The sequence below is a fragment of the Nitratidesulfovibrio oxamicus genome, from assembly GCF_015731765.1.
Taxonomy (GTDB): domain Bacteria; phylum Desulfobacterota; class Desulfovibrionia; order Desulfovibrionales; family Desulfovibrionaceae; genus Cupidesulfovibrio; species Cupidesulfovibrio oxamicus.
Genome location: NZ_VRYY01000682.1, coordinates 1 through 824, shown reverse-complemented (window position 1 = coordinate 824; position 824 = coordinate 1). Strand labels below are relative to the sequence as shown.

The following is an 824-nucleotide window of genomic DNA, read 5'->3' as shown; positions in this document are numbered from 1 at the left end:
GCTGGTGAACTGGCAGGCGCGGGCCACGTGCTCGTGCAGGGGCGCGCCGGGGGTCAGTTCGCGTCCGGCCAGCAGTGCTGCCGCCGCATCGTCGATGCGACCGTCGCGCAGCAGGCGTGCGGCTTCCGTCAGCAGGGGGTTGGGCGTATCCGGGGGCGATTCGGCCAGCAGTTCGGCGAATATCTTCTGGGCGCGCCGCCACTGCCGGGCGCGGGCATATATTTCGCCCGCACGACTGCGGAATTCGCGGCTCTTGTCCAGGTCGCCCTTGCCCCGCCAGGCGTCGGCCAGCCCCAGGCAGGCATCGGCGTGCAGGGCATTGTAGCGCAGGGTGCGGTTGAAGGCGGTGATGGCCGCGTCCCACTGCTCGCGCAGCAGGTGGGCCGTGCCTTCCAGAAAATGGGCTTCTGCCTCGTCGGCGGCTTCGGTTGCCGCATTGGCAAACCGTTCCAGAGCCTGGTCGAATTCTTCATCCGAGAGCATTCGTGCGCCCTCGGCCACGGTGCGTGCCGTGCGTGTTTGCAGCGCACGCCGGGCGCGCAGCAGTTGCCCGTCCAGCGTGTCCACGGTGTAGGGGCGGCCCAGAAAGCCGCTGCACCCCGCACCCACGGCGGCCAGCACCGCCTCGCGCGTGGCCGCGCTGGACACCACCAGCACCGGCAGGTCGAGCAGGCGCGGGTACGAGCGCAGCAGTTGCAGCAGATCAAGGGCGGTCATGTCCGCCAACCGTTCGTGGCAGAGCACCACGTCGACAGGAGGGGTCGCGTCGGCCAGGGAACGTGCCGCATCGCGTGGCCCGGCGTGGGTGCGACGCTGCCGGGCCA

At 70.5% G+C, this 824-nt stretch carries 1 protein-coding gene; it reads right to left on the bottom strand.

Annotated features, from left to right (window positions below):
• Positions 1–717, bottom strand: a 717-nt coding sequence (locus tag FVW20_RS17210; RefSeq protein ID WP_372435018.1) for a tetratricopeptide repeat protein, incomplete at its 3' end; no start/stop codon positions are given.
• Positions 718–824: the final 107 nt, after the last annotated feature.